Source organism: Prochlorococcus sp. MIT 1304 (assembly GCF_047305015.1).
Lineage (GTDB): Bacteria > Cyanobacteriota > Cyanobacteriia > PCC-6307 > Cyanobiaceae > Prochlorococcus_A > Prochlorococcus_A marinus_E.
In genome coordinates, this window is record NZ_CP138974.1 from 1380823 (window position 1) to 1400106 (window position 19284).

The following is a 19284-nucleotide window of genomic DNA, read 5'->3' on the forward strand; positions in this document are numbered from 1 at the left end:
AAATTTAAGATAAATTTTTAGAATTATGTTTAAGAAAAAATATTTATTATTAACTCTTTTTTTTATAATAATTTTACAAATTTTATTATATATAAATAATAATCAGAAGACTTCATTTAGATACTTTAAATGGACTCTCCAAGATGTGAGTATAGGTAAGTTAATAAGTATTTCATTTTTTTCTGGATTATTTGTAAGTACTTTATTGCATACAACAATTACTGGTCCTAGTTTCAGGAAAAAAACTTTAGAAAATATTGAAGATGATTTCTTATCTGAAAATAATGAGGAAGATATTGAGTCAAACGTTGTGATGCCGCCACAAAGGGATATTAGAGAAACTCAACCAACAATTTCTGTTAACTATAGAGTAGTTAAAAATATGGATGAAAATAATTTTAAAAAAGACCGTAATTTTTCAAATAATCCTGATAATATTGATGACTGGGATAATGGTGATAATGATTGGTAGAAAAATAGATTATTTAAATAAAAAATGATTTTTTAATTTATAATATGAAAAAATAGTTTTTCTTATGGAAGAAAATTTAGACATAAATAATAAAGTTAATAATGAAAAATCTGATAACATAACTAAATCAAACTCTGAAGAAATAAGAGAACCTAGATCAGAAGGAGATACTAATACGGTTTCAAATAATAGTAATCCCCAGAGGAATTCTGATTCTAAAGACAATCTAAAAAATGATATTGACACTCCCGTCAAACCTGTCATTAAACCCAAAAAAGAACTTCCAATAGAGAAAAAGCCTTTCCAAGAATTTATCAACATTCATTTAATCCCTGCTCTTGTAGAGGAAATTAATATTAGAGGTTTAAAAGTAAACAATATTAATCTCACAAACACTAATAGACCTATAGCTGGAGATAAATGTTGGGTGATAAATTGTGAAATTAAAGATACATGTAACTTTTGGTTATCCTTTGAGAAAGAGGACATTAGTTCATTAAAAAGTATTTCTTTATCTAAACCAAATCAGAAACCTAGCATTATTGAATCATTCCTTATTGATGAGAAAAGAATAACCCTTAAATTAATTATTTCAAGAGTATTGCAGAGATTAAATGGACAAAAATTGATAGGAGTTAATTAAAGAAAGAATAACACCAAGTTAACTTTTCCCTCGAAAATACAAATAATGGTAAATAATAGTATTAATAAAACAGTTAAAGATGTCTCAATCAACTATTGAATCTACAAATAAAAAAGAAATAAATAAAGGAAAAGCCCCAGCAAAGGAGACAATTTTGTCCCCAAGATTCTATACAACAGACTTTGAGGCAATGGAAAATATGGATTTATCAATAAACGAGGAAGAATTGGAAGCTATATGTGAGGAATTTAGGAAAGATTACAACAGGCATCATTTTGTAAGAAATAGTGAATTTGAAGGGGCTGCAGAAAAATTGGATCCTGAGACAAGAGAGCTCTTTGTTGATTTTCTTGAGGGAAGTTGTACTTCAGAATTCTCAGGTTTTTTACTTTATAAGGAACTTAGCAAGAGGATTAAAGACAAAAACCCTCTTCTTGCTGAATGTTTTGCTCATATGGCAAGAGATGAAGCTAGACATGCAGGGTTTTTGAATAAATCAATGAGTGATTTTGGACTGCAGTTAGATCTAGGTTTTTTAACAGCAAATAAGGATTATACTTATTTCCCACCACGAAGTATTTTTTACGCCACTTATTTATCCGAAAAAATAGGTTATTGGAGATACATAGCAATTTATAGGCATCTCGAAAAGAACCCAAATAGCAAAATTTTTCCACTGTTTAATTACTTTGAGAATTGGTGTCAAGATGAAAATAGGCATGGTGATTTCTTTGACGCATTAATGAAAGCACAACCACGTACTGTTAAATCATTAAGTCAAAAAATAACCATTGGTGGCTCTACCTTTACACATCCACTATTTGACTATTTCCATAGATTTAGATACTTCTTAAACAATCTTCCATTAACATCCAAGTTATGGTCTAGGTTTTTCTTACTTGCTGTATTTGCAACCATGTATGCTAGAGATTTGGGAATTAAAAAAGATTTCTACAGTTCATTAGGTTTAGATGCCAGAGATTACGACCAATTTGTTATTAATAAAACGAATGAAACTGCAGCTAGAGTTTTCCCTGTAGTAATGGACGTTAATAATAAATCCTTTTATGGAAGATTAGATAAAATAGTAGAAAATAATAAGATTCTTTCCGATATTGCAAGCGGTACTGGAAATAAAGTATCTAAAACTTTTAGAAAAGTACCTAAATATTTATCAAACGGTTACCAGTTATTAAGACTATACTTATTAAAACCTCTAGATAGCAAAGATTACCAACCTTCAATTAGATAATCTTTCATACAGAGAAGACATATAGACTCAAATGCTTTCGTCACAAATCAAATCAAATGAAATAGTTTTTGGTAGTTGCAATAAAGATTTATTAGAAGAAATAATTTTTTACGGTATTGGACTTGGCGCTGATTTTGTAGAAATATTTATAGAGAATACCGACAACTCAAGTGTGCTAGCTGAAGAGGATTTTATTACAAGTGTAAGTCCATCATTTGGAAGAGGTGCTGGTATCAGAATCTTCAAAGAAAAAAAGGATGGATTTGTAAGTACAAATGATTTAACAAAACATGGCTTGATGAGATCAGTAACTCAGGCTGTTGAGATGTTAGATATTGTAGTTAACAAAAAAAGAGAAGTGTTTAACGGTTTAAATAAACATAGGGACTATAGTTTAAACAAGAAAAAATGGATTAATGAGGTTCCATCTATTAATGAGATAAGTGAAAAACTTTTAATCAGCACAAAGTCTCTAAAAAAAAATAATAAAATAATAACCAGAAAAGGAAGTTACTCAAGAAATCTACAAGAAGTAATCATAGCCTCCAGCGACGGCACCTATGTTTCAGATATTAGGTTGCATCAAACAGTTGGACTCAACTTAATTGCTAGTGATGCCCAATATAGATCTAGTGGAAGTAGAAGATTTGGATCGTCAGGAATGCCAAATGAATTCAGATTATGGGATCACGAAAAAGCAGCTAATGATGTGTTTGAAAGCTCAATGAAGATGTTGTATGCAGATTATGTTGAAGCGGGGCAAATGCCTGTCGTATTAGCTAATAAATTTGGTGGCGTTATATTCCACGAAGCCTGCGGTCATTTACTTGAAACTACACAAATAGAGAGAGGAACAACACCATTTGAGAATAAATTGAATGAAAAAATTGCACATGAATCTGTAACAGCAATAGATGAAGGAATTTCAGAAGGATCATTTGGTTCATTATCAGTAGATGATGAAGGTATGGAACCCGAAAAATCAGTTCTTATAAAAGATGGAATTTTAAAAAAATTCATATCCGACAGGGCAGGGGAATTAAGAACAGGCCATAAAAGAACAGGAAGTGGAAGAAGACAAAATTATTCTTTTGCTGCAGCTTCACGAATGAGAAATACTTATATAGCTAAAGGTGAGCACTCGAAGGACGATTTAATTAATAGTATTAGTGATGGTCTTTACTGCAAATCAATGGGTGGTGGCAGTGTAGGTGCTACCGGACAATTTAATTTTGCGGTAGAAGAAGGATATCTTATTAAAAATGGAAAATTAACTAATCCAGTAAAAGGAGCAACTTTGATTGGTGAGGCTAAAGAAGTTATGCCGAAAATATCAATGTGTGGAAATGACCTCGAATTAGCTCCTGGATTTTGTGGATCCGTCAGTGGAAGTGTCAACGTAACTGTTGGACAACCTCATATCAAGGTTGATTCAATCACTGTTGGCGGAAGATAGGATATGAATTCAAAAGAAATAACAACTCAAATCTCTGAAGCTGCAGATTCACTAAATCTTAAAAAATGGGATTATGGTGCAAGCTTTTCTAATGATTATTCTGTGCAAGTAGATAAAGGTGAGGCTAAACAACTTAAGGCATCACAAAAGCAAATTTTAACTATAAGAGTATGGAATAAATCTAATTTAGTTGGTATTACAACAACTAGTGATATCAGTGAATCTGGCATTAAAAAAGCTCTAAATCAAGCAAATATTGCATCTGATTATGGCAACAAGAATGAAAGAACAGAATTCTCACCACTAGCCAAGGATCCTATTCATGTTAAGGACTCAAAAAAAAGAAATCCTGTTGGAATAAAAAAATTACTTATGCTTTTAAGAGAAGCAGAAATAAAACTATTAGAAAGCCATGAATCCATAAAATCTGTTCCGTATAATGGTTTATCTGAGAGTTTTTATGAGAGAGTTTATGCAAATAGTGATGGTGCCTTTAGGAGTTATACCAAAAGCCAAGCTGCACTTTATTTATATGCAAGAGCAGAAGAGAAAAATAAGAAACCTCGTAGCTCAGGTTCTGTAAAACTTGGATACGGAGTTGAAGATATAGATATAGAGTCGTGTATTAAAGACGCTTCTAATAAAACAATTTCACATTTAAATTATTCATCTATTAAAACTGATAAATATTTAATATGTTTTTCCCCAGAGTCTTTTTTAACGATCATTAATGCCTTTAGTTCAATGTTTAATGCTAGAAGCATTTTAGATGGAGTTAGCTTATCTAATAAAAATTCTATTGGAGAGAAATTATCTACAGACGCCCTTAATATTTATGATGATGGTCTTCACGAAAAAAATATTTCTTCATTACCGTTTGATGGAGAGGGAACTCCTACCAAAAGGCTATGTTTAATTAACAAAGGGAGACTTGAAAATTTTATACATTCTGAATCAACAGCAAGAATATTTAAAACAAGCCCTACAGGTCACGCTGGACTAGGATCAAAAGTCTCAGTATCTCCTGATTGGATAGTAGTTGAGAAATCAGAGGAAAACTTAGATCTAAAAACATCATTAGATCACTCTACTTATGAGGGAGAATTTGTTTATATTGAAGAATTAAATGCAATCCATGCGGGTGTCAGAGCAAGTCAAGGTTCATTCTCTCTTCCATTTGATGGATGGCTCTATAAAAACGGTAAAAAAATCTCAATAGAATCTGCAACAGTAGCAGGGGATATCAAATATCTTTTGAAAAATATAGTAAATATTGAATCAAACCAGGAAGTAACAACAAGTGGAATTTCTCCACATATATGGGTGGATGAATTATCAATAACTGGTGACGCGTGAGAATTATATTCTGGGGAACACCTGAATATTCAATTGCGAGCCTTGATATTTTTATTAAATCTAAGCACGAGGTAATTGGAGTAGTTAGCCAACCCGATAAGAAAAGATCTAGGGGAAATAAATTAATATCCTCACCTGTTAAAAGCTTTGCCGAGCAAGAATCTATAAAAATTTATACTCCAACAAAAATCAGAGACAATATACATTTTATAAATGAACTTAAGTCACTATCTTGTGATTTATTTATTGTTATAGCTTACGGGAAAATATTACCTAAAGAGATATTGGAAATCCCAAAATTTGGGTGTTGGAACGCACATGCTTCACTACTTCCAAGATGGCGTGGTGCAGCCCCAATCCAATGGTCCCTAATAAAAGGCGATGAATTTACTGGTGTAGGAATTATGAAAATGAATGAGGGACTAGATACTGGCGACTTATTATTGGAAGAAAAAATTAAAATTGATAATGACGATAATTTAAATACACTATCGGAAAAACTTAGTATTTTATCTGCAAAATTATTTTTAAATGCCACATCACTACTCGAAGAAAATATTTATAAAAATACTAATTGGCAACTAACAAAACAAAATACCCTTGCAAGAGAAATTACTTACGCAAGAATGATTGAAAAATCAGACTTTAGAGTTGATTGGACTAATGATGCAATTAAAATTTCTCAAAAAATAAAAGGATTATACCCACGAGCAAATACAACTTTTAGAGGTAAGAACCTACAAATACTTAAAATCAAAGTTTTGACTAGTGATGAAATTAAAAATAAAAACCTTATCACGAGCAATTATTCAAGACCAGGTATTATTCTTTCTGTAATAGAAAATGAAGGAATAATAATTTCAACTAAAACTGATCCAATTATTTTATTAGAAGCAAAACTTGAAGGAAAAAACATTTCTAGCAAAAAGCAATTGATACAACAGTTAAAGCCAACAATAGGTGAATATATCTCAGATCATGTTTTAGATTCTTTTTTAGAGAATCCCCAAGTGAAGGCAAAAAGAATCAAAAAATAAAAATAATAGTCTGGAAGAATAGATTCTTTAATTAATGTATTCAGTAAAAGTTTAATCCCAACAATTAAAATAGCAACATAACCAGCTGTTTCTAATCTAGAAAATATATCCAGAAGTTTTAGAAAAATACCCGATGTAAATCTTAAGGCTAATACTCCTATCACTGCTCCAAATATTATTAATATATATTGATCGCTGATAGCTACTGCAGTAGTGATACTGTCTATGGAAAAAGCAAAATCAGTAATTGAAAGAAGGGCTACAACCCTTAAGAACCTAAAATTATTTTTATTATTATCTTTCCCATTTTCATCGTTTTCTATATCTGAATTTAAAAAAACATTTGAGAAGAATAAGTATATTAAATAAAAACCGGCGAAAACTCTAATAAGAATAAACTTAAGAAGAACATTAGATAATATGATGAGAATAATTCTAAATAATAAAGATATTGTTATACCAATATTTAAGGCTCTTGACCTTAATTCTGAACTTTCGAGGGATTTAGTAAGAGAAGCTAGTGCTACAGCATTATCTGCAGATAATAATAATTCTAGAGCAATTAATATTGGTAAAAGTGTAAAGATTTCGTACCAACTGTCTACCTGATCTAGTGTGGGTATAAAAGAATTTATTGCGGCTGAATCCATCAAATATTATTCACAATCAGTATAAAATCTAATATAATGTATCGGATATTTGTAATCAAGATTGATAGCTATAAATGAGTTTAAATACTTTAGTTGATTATATTTCTAACTCACAAATTACTTCTGAATTAATAAAAAGAATTTCAAAAAATAATGAATTAAATATTATTGGTTCAAGTAGATATGCTAAATCAATAATTTTAAATAGCATCGCAAAAACAGAAGGGAAAAATATATTATTAATTTGTCCTAATGAAGAAATTGCCTACAAATGGATTGGTTATTTTGAAAGTATAAATAATAAAGCAGTTTTATATTATCCTCCAACAGAACATCTACCATACTCATCAATTAATAAATCCAAAGAGATTGAATTTAGTCAGCTTACTGTTTTATCTAAATTAATAGAAAAAGAGAAAAATGAACTTAATATTGTTATATCAACAGAAAGATCACTACAACCTCATCTAGTAAATAAAAACTTATTAATTGAAAACAAGTTAAATTTGCAAAAAGGGGTTCAAATCGAGATTAAAGAATTAGCAAATAAACTTACTTTGCTGGGTTATACAAAGGAAAATGTGACATCATCAGAAGGATTTTGGAGTAGAAGAGGGGAAATAATAGATATTTATCCTGTAAATAATGAGTTTCCTGTAAGATTAGAATTTTTTGATAATGTAATTGAGAAAATAAGAGAATATGATCCCCACACACAAAAAACATTAGAAAGTATCAATAATATTGAAATAATACAAGCTGGATTTGATTTGTTAATAAAAGATAAGTTAAATAATTTATCTAAGAACAGTATTTTTAATTCAGAAGATATAAATAAAAATAATCTTGATCGTTATTTGGGAATAATTGAAGAAGAACCTAGAAATATAATAGATTTTATAAATAAAGAAACAATTCTAGTAATTGATGAATTAGAAGATTGTAAAAAATTTGCAAATAATTGGTATCTAGATTCAGAAAGTAATTTTGATAATTGTGTGTACGAATTAAATGAGAACCTTAAAAATAATGACATAAATTTAGAAGCCAAACCTAATTTGCATTTAAAGTTTGAAGAAATATTAAATTCACTGAGAAATTTTAATTTAATAAAGTTTTATGAATTTGAATCTAAAGTCAATATTGATAATAGGTTTTTGTTAAATGATAAAAGATTAAATTCATACTCTAAAAATATAGGAAAATTATCCAATGATATAAATAAAAATATAAAAAATAATGAAAAAGTATGGATATTATCAGCACAGCCATTGAGAACAAGGACTTTACTTTTTGAGCACGAATGTAATACAAACTTCTTAAACAATCCTAATGATATTGATGAAGCATTTAAGTCAATTAATAATTCAACTCCTTTAATTTTAAAAAATAAGAACAATTATGAAATCGAGGGTTTTTCTCTTCCGATATGGAAAGTTGTCCTGATAACAGATAAAGAATTATTTTCACAACAATCTCTTTTTAATAATGTATTCATAAGAAGAAAAAAAAGAAGTGTCAATTCAAATATAAATGTCAATAAGATTAGTCCCGGTGATTTTATAGTCCATAAAAATCATGGGATAGGAAAATTTTTAAAAATTGAAAAAATAAATTTAACTGGAGATTCAAGAGATTATTTAGTCATTCAATATCAAGATGGGAAGATAAGTGTTGCCGCTGATCAACTCGGTAGTGTTAACAGATATAGATCAAGCGGAAAAATAAAGCCAAAAATAAATAAATTAGGGGGGACAGAATGGGAAAGAATAAAAGATAAAAATAAGAAACAAATCAAGAAGGTTGCTGTCGATATATTAAAACTTTATGCAAAGAGAGAAAAATTAAAGGGGCACATATATCCAGAGGATGGTCCTTGGCAAGATGAATTAGAGGAATCATTCCCTTATCAACCAACCCCAGATCAAATTACTGCTGTTAAGGAAATAAAATCTGATATGGAAAGCGATAAGCCAATGGACAGGTTAGTTTGTGGAGATGTTGGATTTGGTAAAACAGAAGTCGCTGTTCGGGCTATTTTTAAGGCTATAACATCAGGCAAACAGGTAATATTTCTAGCTCCTACAACAATCCTAGCTCAACAACATTGGAGAACCATAAATAATAGATTTTCACCTTACCCAATTAAAGTATCATTACTCAATAGATTCAAATCCATTAATGAAAGAAGGGAAATCTATGCAGGTTTGAAAAATAACAAAATTGATTTAGTTGTAGCAACACACCAAATTTTAGGAAAAGAAATAGAAATTAAAAATTTAGGATTACTTGTTATTGATGAAGAACAAAGATTTGGAGTAAGGCAAAAGGAGAAAATAAAAAAAATCAAAACCAACATAGACGTTTTAACTCTCTCAGCAACTCCAATTCCAAGAACTCTTTATATGAGCTTATCTGGACTAAGACAAATGAGCTTACTAAATACTCCTCCTCCATCAAGAAGATCAATAAAAACATATTTATCTGAAATAGATATGGATGTTATAAGAACTGCAATTAATAAAGAACTTGATAGGGGAGGTCAAATTTTTTATGTTCTTCCAAGAATTTCTGATATTGATCAAGCTATAGACAAATTAAAAAATATGATTCCCAACTTAAAATTTATTGTTGCTCATGGGCAAATGAACGAAACAGAGCTTGAAAATGCAATGATTGCTTTTAATAATGGAGAAGTTGATCTAATGATATGTACAACGATAATTGAAAGTGGATTAGACATCCCTAAAGTAAATACAATCATTATTGAAGATTCTCACAAATTTGGCCTTTCACAACTTTATCAACTTAGAGGAAGAGTTGGAAGAAGCGGTGTACAAGCACATGCTTGGTTATTCTATCCAAATATAAATAAAATTAATGACGCTGCAAAACAAAGATTGAAAGCGATAAAAGACTTTTCAGAACTAGGAAGTGGATACCAACTTGCTATGAAAGATATGGAGATAAGAGGTGTTGGAAGTTTACTAGGAGAAGAACAAAGTGGAAAGGTTAATGCGATTGGATATGATTTATATATAGAGATGCTCCATGAGGCTATTTCAGAAATCAGTGGGCAAGAAATACCTGAAGTTAACGACACGCAAATTGATCTACCTATAAATGCATTTATACCAGCAACATGGATATTAAACAGGGAAGAGAAGCTTGAGGCTTACAAATCTGCTACTGAATGTTCAAATAATTATGAATTAACTGAATTAGCTACAGACTGGGTGAATAGATATGGAAACTTACCCAAACCTGTTGAGTCCCTGATTATGATAATGAGACTAAAGTTACTAGCTAAAAAATGTGGTTTTAATAAGATCAAGCTCAAAAAGCCAAACATCCTGATAGAGACAAAATTAAAAAATTCTACTTTTAAAATTCTTAAAAATTCTTTAGCAAGTAGTGTTCAAAATAAATTTAATTTTAATGAAGGCGAACAATTATCAATCATAACTATAAGAGGTTTAGGTGCAACTGAAATTCAAAATCAAATTGATCAACTAATGTTGTGGTTCGGGTCTTTTGAAAAAGAAATAAATAATTTCGATAAAGAACTTATTAAAAGAGAATAAATTATTAAATAATTATATAAAATCCGCGAATCAGTTTGATTTCGGTTAGGTTTATAAAAATTTATTTGTTTTATGGGTGAATATATAGACGTCGGAATCCAAACTTCGATTTTACCCTTATCAATTATTCTTTCATCAATTGTACTTGGCATATTCGCATTATTTGGAGAAGAAACAGAAAATGATGATGATGATTCTGATTCAGGAAGTGGCGGCCTAATGCAGCCTATTTGAAATTATTTATAAATAATTTGTTTTGACTTTCTTTTAGAGACTCTAAATAACCTATATAAAGAACCTATCATTAAAATAAGAGCAGTAAATAAAGAGACAAAAATAAAAATCACCAACAATATTTCGTAGATATATGAAAATAGATCGATTAATAATAAAAAAGATTTATTTAATGTCAAAGGAAGATTTTGTAACAGCAAATTTTTATTAGGAATTAAATAATTTATATAAACTAATAAAAAACTTAAAATAAACAAAAAGAAAGATTCAGTAAAAAGTCTTCTTTTGGATTTTCTTCTTAAATTTAATTTATTTTTAAAAATATATTTATCAGATTTAATATTCAAATTTGGGATGTTTAAATCTGCCATAAATCAAAGCTCAAAGAATAAATTTGAATAACTCTGAAAAGAAATTAACCCATAGTATCGTGTTTGTATTTAAGATGCTAATTGCTCTTTATTCAGAGTTTATTAGTTCTTTTTTTTCTATATTTTCAAAAGGACTATAAAAATAAATAAAAGAAGAAGAGAATAGAATTAAAGAGCAAATAGCAAAAAACGGTGGAATAAAGAAATTGAAAAAGTTAATTTTTTTATTTAACCCTAATCTTAATTTTTTAGGAATGTTAGTACGTATATCAGTTTTTTTTATTCTTACTTTTGGCGATTCATTTAACTGATCAAAACAATTTAAAGTATCAGAAAGCAATGAATTACCAATCTTTAAAACTAAAGGCTTTACATTTGTTTTAGAGCTCTTGAGAACAATATTATGTGTGTGGAGATTATCGGCTTTTATATCGATTAATTTAGACTCATATATTGGGATTTCATTTTTGATTAAAAGATTTGAATAAATATAAAAAGCATCCATAATAGGCCCTAAATGTTCAATTTTTCCTTCAATAAGTGGTTTATCAACTAGGGTTAATTTCCATTGAGAAATAATAGATATTTGATCCTTTTTCTCATTATTTGAATAATCTGGCAGTCCAATTATTTCGAGGCTTGCGGAAGATTGATGAAATGACAATTTATTTTGCATCATGTTAAAAATCGTATAAAAAATTCTTCAACTTTTGATAACCCTTATTTGAAATGCAAAAAGATAAAATAAGCAAAGATTTTATTATAATCTCATCATTTTCAGCTTGATTTAAAAGCTTTTTCACTCTCATACTATCTACATTAAACCTCTCTTTAATTAACTCAATAAATCTATTTTTAAAATCATTCCAAATAACTGAATTCTGTTCAATATTTTCTTTAGATTTCATTATCTCTCTGATATAAGGATATAAATATTTAGACATTTCAACTGTAATTCTAATTAAGGCATCGAATTCGTTAAGTTTAATATTGTTAGTAACATAAGATTTTCTCAATGGATTATTGTTCCTTAATTTCCAAATAGTCACTTTATTTGGAAAAACCGTATTTAGATTAAGTCTAGTTGATAAGGCGTAAAGGGAGTCTATACCATTTAAGTCAATAGTCTCTAATATTAATAATAATAAATCAAGCTTCTCTATAGATTTTCTTGATACCTGATTTCCTCTAGTTAAAACTTTAATTGTTCTTCAATAGAATATAGACTAATTATAACAGGACTATTAATCCATTTTTTGAAATAAAAATGAATATAACTTATCTAGTTCTTCAATAGTTAGCATTCCATAACTCCATAATAATATTGGCAATGGGGTGTTATTTTTTAAAGATAATTTTATACCGAGTTCAATAGTAGATTCATCTAAACCTAATACATTAAATAAATAAATTATCATTTCTCTAGATACATAATTATTCATGAATTCTATTTAATACTTGAGTAAATGAGAGATTTAGTCATTTGATTTAGGACTAATTTTCTTGTAAAAAGAAATTTATTTAAAAGTAAAAATGAAAATTTCCTAATTGGAAATAAAAAAACGTTTCTATTAGCAAAAATTGATATCAATGAGTCAGTTATAAAAATAGTGAAGATAATATCTAAAATCCTGCTTGAAAAATACTTAAATTTAAATGATATCAATTGCATTTTAGTAATAGCATTATTTTTATTAAAAAGATCATAAATAGTATTTACATCTCTCCAACAAGTATTTAAACCCTGACCACCAACAGGATGAAATGTATGAAATGCATCTCCTACAAAAACGAATTTTTTAAAATTTAATGCTGGTAAATTTAAGGATAATGAAACAGGAAAAATATTAAATTCGCCAATTATTTGGTCCAACTTAAATTCATCTGGCAAGATTGTTGATAAATTATCCATTAAAAAATTCTTGTCGAAATTTAACCTTTCAATTGCCTTTAAGGTACTGGAAGTCCAAATTACTTGGTATAAGTTTTTTTCTAAAGGTAATAATGCAAGAGGGCCTTCTTTTCTAAATATTTCATAAGCACGCTTTTCACAATGACCTCTAATACAAACTTTAAAAGTTAAACAAGACTGACTATAAGATTTTTTTATATTAAAAAAATTTAAGACTTTTTTATCAAGTGAGTTTGCTCCTGTTGCAAAGAATTGATAATCAAATAATATTTTTTTACGTAATAAACTCTGTGGATTCATAAAAAAAATATTTTCATAATTATCAATCTCTTGAAAAAATACGTTCATGAGATCCGAATGTTTAACTACCCAGCCAATATGTTTAGAAGAACTTATATCATCATCTAAGTCAGAAGTTGATAAATTTGTAAAAGCAGAAGTTACGCTATCTGAAATTGAAAGGGTATCAAAGCCAGATAAAAATGGTTCTAATTTTTTCCAAAGTCTAAATTTAGATAAGATTTTTCTCGTTGAGTGAGTAATTGCATAAGTTTTATCTTTATCAATTAATCTATCTTTTGTTAATAAATCAGTTAAAAAAATATTGCAATCAAATTTTGAAAGTGCAATTGAAAGTAATAAACCTGTGGGACCTGATCCAACAATTTTAAAATTGAATTTATTTTTCATCAAATTATATAAGCATCAACTATCAATTCAAATAAATATAGCAAATTTCCTCAAATGCTGGTCTTAATAGATAAGGGTACTCACCAACCCATAAATTAATTTCAGGAAGCCAAGCATCGGTCAAATAAAAATCTTTGTCAAAATTACGGTTATCCGATGTTATCAAACATCTAATGCTCGAACCAACCCTGATTTGACTGTGCTTATTTTCCATAGGAAAACTTAATTTTTCCAAATAACCATCTTCATCTTCTAATTCAAGTACTAACCAAGTCCTTTTGTTTTCGATAACTTCCAATCGACCTTGTCTATTAGATTGTTCTCTAGAACTTTCAATCTTTTCTGTTTTATAAATATCTGATACAAAGCCATCAAATATAGAATAAAATTTATATTTTCTTAATTGCAAATTTTTTCTGCTTGATTCAAGAATTGGGCCCCAGATGATATACAAAAAGAAACCTACACATAGAAATAACCAGAAATTATTAGTTTGATCTCCAGTAGAACTAATAATTAATGAGATAAATCCACCAATTGAAGAAACTATTACTCTTTGAAGAATTTTTCTCGGATTCCCCAAAGCGTACTTAAATTGACTTCCTGTACCAACTGCAGGAATAAGTTTTGAAATTTGACCTGAATTAATTGGAATTAACATTTTAAAAAATCAATTTTTCAAGTCCGTAAACTAAAGTTTCATAATTACCAATTTTTTTAATAGCCTGTAAAACTCCTGGCATATATGCCTTTCTATCAATAGTGTCATGCTTAATTGTGTAAGTTTCACCTTGAGATCCCATAATTACTAACTGATGAGCGAGTAATCCTGGTAATCGTACAGAATGTATATTAATTCCAGAATCTCTAAGCCCACCCCTTACACCTTTCAATAACTCAGACTCTTTTACTAGATTCTGATTAAATTTCTTTGGATATTCTTCAATCATTTCTGCAGTTTTTATACACGTCCCACTAGGAGAATCAGCTTTTTGATTATGGTGCATCTCTATTAATTCGATATTGTCGTAAAACCTTGCAGCTACCGATGCTGCCTGCTGAAGAAGAACCATACCTACTGAAAAATTTGGAATTATTGCGCAACCAACAGATGCTTTCTGAGCAAAAACAGACAAATCTTGTATTTGAGAAGGGCTTAGACCTGTAGTTCCTACTACTGGTGACACACCATATGCAATAGCTGATCTGGTATTTTCATATACAGAATCAGGATGAGTGAAATCAACGAGCACAGGTTTGATATTTTCATTTCTATAGTTTTGACTAACAGAACATAAAGTTCCTTCAAAATCATTTGAAACAAAAACATCACAATTTTTTACCTTCAATAATTCAGAAATATTTGAGCCATTATTCTTTTCGTTTATGTCGATTGCTGCAACAAGTTCACAATCTTTAGAATTTAATACAGTATTAACAACTTCGCTACCCATTCTGCCTAAAGCTCCGGATACAAGTACTGGTATGGGTTTTTTAGAATTTTCAATCATTTTTTTAAAAAATTTTTTTTTAAAGGTTGTTACACGCTATTTATATTGCACACAATAACGTCTTTTCATTCGTAGGCTGGTAGAAATACTTAAAGAAAATCAATGTTTACGCAGGTCCGCTCAGCAAACCGCAGAGTATCTCCTGTTGAGGATAACAAACACAAAGTTGTAATAAAAGCAGTTTATGTTGTCCTTGAGCCACAATACCAAAATTCCTTAACGGAAGCTGCAAAGTCAATAAATGAGATGAATGGGCCAATAGGTATAGACCTTAGTGGCTATCTTATCGAAGAACTTAGGAATGAAAGTAATTTTGAAGATTTTAAAGAAGATATAGCTAATGCAGACATATTCGTTGCTTCTCTAATTTTCATTGAAGACCTCGCTCAAAAAGTGGTTGATGCAGTATCTCCATTTAAAGACAAACTTAAAGCATCAATTGTTTTCCCCTCCATGCCTGAGGTGATGAGATTAAATAAGCTTGGTTCATTTAGTATGGCCCAACTTGGTCAATCTAAAAGTATTATTGGAGATTTAATAAAAAAGAAAAAAGAATCTGATGGAGCAAGTTTCCAAGATTCAATGTTGAAGTTATTAAATACACTCCCTTCAATACTTAAATATCTACCAGTAGAAAAAGCTCAAGATGCAAGAACATTCATTCTGAGTTTTCAGTACTGGTTAGGTGGTACGACTGAGAACTTAAAAAACTTCTTGTTAATGATTTCTGAGAAGTACGCTGTATCTGAGATCATAAAAGATCAAATAGAAGAATTCAAAATTCAAGACCCTGAAACATTCCCAGATTTAGGAATTTGGCATCCTCTTGCTCCTTGCATGTTTGAAAGTCTTAAAGAATATCAAAATTGGGAAAATAATAGGAAAGATATAAATCCTAAAGATGACAAAACTCCAATAATTGGCTTAGTTCTTCAAAGGAGTCATATCGTTACGGGAGATGATGCTCATTACGTTGCAGTTATTCAAGAATTGGAATACAGAGGTGCAAGAGTACTACCTATCTTCTGCGGAGGTCTAGATTTTTCTAAACCAGTTAATGAATTTTACTACGATTCCATAAATAAGGATCGACCTATAGTTGATGGAGTTGTATCTCTAACAGGATTTGCACTAGTTGGTGGGCCAGCAAGACAAGATCATCCTAAAGCTATAGAAGCCCTAAAAAGGTTAAACAGACCCTATATGGTTGCACTGCCATTAGTCTTCCAAACCACACAAGAATGGGAAGATAGTGATCTAGGTTTACACCCTGTTCAGGTAGCACTTCAGATTGCAATTCCAGAGCTTGATGGTGCTATTGAACCTATAATTCTCTCAGGTCGTGATGATGCTACAGGTAAGGCGCATACTCTCCAAGATCGAGTTGATGTAATAGCTGAAAGAGCAATAAAATGGTCAACCTTAAGAGTTAAAGAAAGAAAGGATAAAAAATTAGCCATCACAGTATTTAGTTTTCCCCCAGACAAAGGAAATGTAGGTACTGCAGCATACTTGAATGTTTTTGGTTCAATTTATAGAGTACTTCTTGAAATGAAATCTAAAGGATATCAAATAGATGAACTTCCAAGTAATTCAAAAGAATTAATGGAAAAAGTAATTAACAATCCTGAAGCCATGGATGGTTCTCCAGAGTTAAATATTGCTCATAAGATGTCAGTAAAAGAATACGAAGAGTTCACTCCATATTCACAAAGACTTGAAGAAAATTGGGGTAAACCACCTGGGAACCTTAATAGTGACGGACAAAACCTTCTTATCTATGGGAAACACTTTGGAAATGTTTTTATAGGAGTTCAACCTACATTCGGTTATGAAGGTGATCCTATGAGATTGCTCTATTCAAGAAGTGCTAGTCCTCATCATGGTTTTGCTGCTTATTACACGTATGTAGAAAAAATCTGGAGAGCTGATGCTGTTCTTCATTTTGGAACTCACGGCTCACTTGAATTTATGCCTGGGAAGCAGATGGGCATGAGTGAAACTTGCTATCCAGATTCTCTCATTGGATCATTGCCCAATTTGTATTACTATGCCGCCAATAATCCATCTGAAGCAACAATCGCTAAGAGAAGAGGATATGCTTCAACCATTAGTTATCTGACTCCTCCAGCGGAAAATGCAGGACTCTACAAAGGACTTAAAGAACTAAGTGAACTCGTTGGTTCTTATCAACAATTAAGAGAAAATAGCAGAGGTATTCAAATTGTTAATGCAATAGTTGAGACTTCTAAACAATGTAACCTTGACAAGGATGTAGAGCTTCCTCCAAAAGACGTAGAAGAACTTTCAATAGATGAAAGAGATTTATTTGTTGGAAATGTCTATAAACAATTGATGGAAATTGAAAGTAGATTGTTACCATGCGGTCTTCATACTATTGGGGAAGCTCCAACAGCAGAAGAAGCTGTTGCAACACTCGTAAATATTGCATCTTTAGAAAGAGAACAAGAAGGATTAAGATCTCTTCCTGGATTACTTGCAGAATCCATCGGTCTAACTATTGAACAAATTTATGATGGGAATAATAAAGGTGAACTTAAATTTGTAGAGTTAAATGAAAAAATCATCAAGACAGCAAGAGAATCGATTTTTGCGATGGTCAACTCTTTAAAAATTGTTGATGGCAGAGTTTATTTAGAAAAATCACTTCTTTCCAAACTTTTCGATTTACTTAAAGTTTTTGGTTTAAATTTACCTACCCCTTGGCTAAGAGTCTGCAGATTAAATGGATTTAATGAAGTTAATCAGAAGGAATTAAATAAATTATTTGATTACTTACTTTTCTGTCTGGAACAGGTCTGCGCAGACAAAGAAATGGATAGCCTCATAAAAGCACTAGATGGAAATTATGTTTTACCTGGACCAGGTGGAGATCCTATTAGAAATCCAGGCGTTTTGCCAAGTGGTAAAAATATCCATGCACTTGATCCTCAATCAATCCCAACTACAGCAGCTGTAGCTGCAGCTAAGTCTGTTGTTGACAAATTAATTGAAAGACAAAAAGAAGAGCAAGGAACATGGCCTGAAACAATAGCTTGTGTTTTATGGGGTACTGATAACATCAAAACTTATGGAGAATCACTGGCACAAATTTTATGGTTTGTTGGGGTAAAACCAAAACCAGATTCTGTTGGAAGAATCAACAAACTAGAATTAATCCCTTTACAAGAATTAGGTAGGCCAAGAATAGATGTAGTAGTTAACTGTTCAGGGGTATTTAGAGATCTGTTTATCAATCAAATGGCATTAATTGATCAGGCAGTCAAATTAGCAGCTGAAGCTGATGAACCATTGGAATCTAATTTTGTGAGGAAACATTCACTAGAACAAGCAGAAAAAGAAGGCACCTCTATCAGAGAAGCTTCAGCGAGGGTATTCTCTAATGCTAGTGGAAGTTACAGTTCAAATGTTAATTTAGCAGTAGAAAATTCAACATGGGAGGAAGAAAATGAACTACAAGAAATGTATTTATCTCGCAAAACATATGCTTTTAATGCCGATAATCCAGGTGAGATGAATCAAAAAAGAGAGGTATTTGAGTCAGTAATGAAAACGGCAGATGTTACGTTCCAAAATCTTGATTCCTCAGAGATTTCATTAACAGATGTAAGTCACTATTTTGATTCTGATCCAACAAAATTGATCAAGACATTAAGAGATGATGGGAAAGAACCAAGTAGCTACATCGCGGATACAACCACTTCTAATGCTCAAGTTAGAACACTTGGAGAAACTATCAGATTAGACTCAAGAACAAAACTTTTAAATCCTAAGTGGTATGAAGGTATGCTCAAATCTGGCTACGAAGGAGTTAGAGAACTTTCAAACAGACTTAATTACACTCTTGGTTGGAGTGCGACAAGTGGTCAAGTAGATAATTTTGTATATGAAGAAACTAATGAAACATTTATAAATGACGAAGATATGAGGAAAAGATTAATGGAACTTAATCCTAATAGTTTCAGAAGAATTGTTGGAACTTTGCTAGAAGTTAATGGTAGGGGATATTGGGAAACTTCAGATGAGAATATAGAACAATTGAAAGAACTATACCAAGAGGTAGAGGATAAAATCGAAGGAGTTAAAGAATAATAA

At 30.5% G+C, this 19284-nt stretch carries 16 protein-coding genes; 9 read left to right on the plus strand and 7 right to left on the minus strand.

Annotated features, from left to right (window positions below):
- Positions 1–145: 145 nt before the first annotated feature.
- The 6 genes from SIB45_RS07825 (at position 146) to fmt (ending at position 6216) form a co-directional block, all read left to right on the plus strand.
- Positions 146–472: a hypothetical protein gene (locus SIB45_RS07825; RefSeq protein WP_225866341.1), complete on the plus strand. Its 327-nt coding sequence runs from the start codon at positions 146–148 to the stop codon at positions 470–472.
- Positions 473–536: 64 nt separating this feature from the next.
- On the plus strand, positions 537–1115 hold the full coding sequence (locus tag SIB45_RS07830; RefSeq protein ID WP_011862988.1) for a DUF2996 domain-containing protein: 579 nt from the start codon (positions 537–539) through the stop codon (positions 1113–1115).
- Positions 1116–1194: 79 nt separating this feature from the next.
- Positions 1195–2367 carry a magnesium-protoporphyrin IX monomethyl ester (oxidative) cyclase gene (gene acsF / locus SIB45_RS07835; protein ID WP_011862989.1) on the plus strand — a complete coding sequence of 391 codons (1173 nt, stop codon included), beginning with the start codon at positions 1195–1197 and terminating at the stop codon, positions 2365–2367.
- A 31-nt stretch (positions 2368–2398) separates the two neighbouring features.
- The gene (locus SIB45_RS07840) at positions 2399–3823 is read left to right on the plus strand and encodes a TldD/PmbA family protein (protein WP_011862990.1); all 1425 of its coding nucleotides are present in this window, start codon (positions 2399–2401) and stop codon (positions 3821–3823) included.
- A 3-nt stretch (positions 3824–3826) separates the two neighbouring features.
- Positions 3827–5179, plus strand: a complete 1353-nt coding sequence (locus SIB45_RS07845; RefSeq protein ID WP_011862991.1) for a TldD/PmbA family protein — start codon at positions 3827–3829, stop codon at positions 5177–5179.
- A complete protein-coding gene (gene fmt / locus SIB45_RS07850) occupies positions 5176–6216 on the plus strand; it encodes a methionyl-tRNA formyltransferase (RefSeq protein WP_011862992.1) in 1041 nt (346 codons plus the stop codon). Before SIB45_RS07845 ends, fmt begins: the two co-directional genes overlap by 4 nt.
- Here the strand turns inward: fmt and SIB45_RS07855 are convergent.
- Positions 6156–6866: a TerC family protein gene (locus SIB45_RS07855; protein WP_011862993.1), complete on the minus strand. Its 711-nt coding sequence runs from the start codon at positions 6864–6866 to the stop codon at positions 6156–6158. The two genes, fmt and SIB45_RS07855, sit on opposite strands and share 61 nt — an antisense overlap.
- A 74-nt stretch (positions 6867–6940) precedes the next feature.
- Between SIB45_RS07855 and mfd the strand changes: the two genes are divergently transcribed.
- Both mfd and SIB45_RS07865 read left to right on the plus strand, forming a co-directional pair.
- Positions 6941–10450, plus strand: coding sequence for a transcription-repair coupling factor (gene mfd / locus SIB45_RS07860; RefSeq protein WP_011862995.1), 3510 nt, complete (start codon positions 6941–6943; stop codon positions 10448–10450).
- A 72-nt stretch (positions 10451–10522) separates the two neighbouring features.
- Positions 10523–10684 carry a hypothetical protein gene (locus SIB45_RS07865; protein WP_011818467.1) on the plus strand — a complete coding sequence of 54 codons (162 nt, stop codon included), beginning with the start codon at positions 10523–10525 and terminating at the stop codon, positions 10682–10684.
- 459 nt (positions 10685–11143) lie between these two features.
- Here SIB45_RS07865 and SIB45_RS07870 read toward each other — a convergent pair whose 3' ends face one another.
- Genes SIB45_RS07870 through dapB form a run of 6 tightly spaced genes read right to left on the minus strand, consistent with a single transcriptional unit; the run spans position 11144 to position 15168 of the window.
- Positions 11144–11734, minus strand: a complete 591-nt coding sequence (locus SIB45_RS07870) for a DUF4335 domain-containing protein (RefSeq protein ID WP_011862997.1) — start codon at positions 11732–11734, stop codon at positions 11144–11146.
- 1 nt (position 11735) lies between these two features.
- Positions 11736–12260 (minus strand): DUF3038 domain-containing protein, encoded by a 525-nt coding sequence (locus SIB45_RS07875; RefSeq protein ID WP_225866366.1) that lies wholly within the window; start codon positions 12258–12260, stop codon positions 11736–11738.
- 39 nt (positions 12261–12299) lie between these two features.
- Positions 12300–12497, minus strand: coding sequence for a DUF2949 domain-containing protein (locus SIB45_RS07880; RefSeq protein WP_011862999.1), 198 nt, complete (start codon positions 12495–12497; stop codon positions 12300–12302).
- A gap of 5 nt (positions 12498–12502) precedes the next feature.
- The gene (locus SIB45_RS07885; protein ID WP_011863000.1) at positions 12503–13657 is read right to left on the minus strand and encodes an FAD-dependent monooxygenase; all 1155 of its coding nucleotides are present in this window, start codon (positions 13655–13657) and stop codon (positions 12503–12505) included.
- A gap of 22 nt (positions 13658–13679) precedes the next feature.
- Positions 13680–14318, minus strand: a complete 639-nt coding sequence (locus tag SIB45_RS07890) for a hypothetical protein (protein WP_011863001.1) — start codon at positions 14316–14318, stop codon at positions 13680–13682.
- Position 14319: 1 nt separating this feature from the next.
- Positions 14320–15168, minus strand: coding sequence for a 4-hydroxy-tetrahydrodipicolinate reductase (gene dapB / locus SIB45_RS07895; RefSeq protein WP_011863002.1), 849 nt, complete (start codon positions 15166–15168; stop codon positions 14320–14322).
- Between the two features lie 102 nt (positions 15169–15270).
- Between dapB and SIB45_RS07900 the strand changes: the two genes are divergently transcribed.
- The gene (locus SIB45_RS07900; RefSeq protein ID WP_011863003.1) at positions 15271–19281 is read left to right on the plus strand and encodes a magnesium chelatase subunit H; all 4011 of its coding nucleotides are present in this window, start codon (positions 15271–15273) and stop codon (positions 19279–19281) included.
- Positions 19282–19284: the final 3 nt, after the last annotated feature.